General features: G+C 60.1%; 1 pseudogene. It reads right to left on the bottom strand.

Going from position 1 to position 288, the window contains the following annotated elements:
• Positions 1 to 114: 114 nt before the first annotated feature.
• Positions 115 to 288 (bottom strand): annotated as a pseudogene (locus EN852_RS43030) (anti-sigma factor); the annotation flags it as partial.

Below are 288 nucleotides of genomic sequence, written 5' to 3' on the forward strand. Positions count from 1 at the left end.
ATCGCTCCTTGATTAGGGCCGAATTGTGACAGTTTGCGCCACGGCAGAAAAGGGCAAAATGTTTGAACAGAATTGCCGTTCAGAGGCCTGCCGGCTGCAAAAAACGCAGCCGGTTCAGCTCGATATGCCGGCCAGGAGCTGGCCATAGGCGGTCTTTGCGACATCCGACAGCCGCTCCGGCGGCAATGATCCGACGACGGCGCAAGCATAGCCCTTGTCGAGCCAATAGACCGCCTCCGGTCCGCCCCCCTCGGCCGTATAGGTGCCCTTGGAGGTCGCTGACGAATC

Source organism: Mesorhizobium sp. M2E.F.Ca.ET.209.01.1.1, assembly GCF_004010375.2.
Classification (GTDB): domain Bacteria; phylum Pseudomonadota; class Alphaproteobacteria; order Rhizobiales; family Rhizobiaceae; genus Mesorhizobium.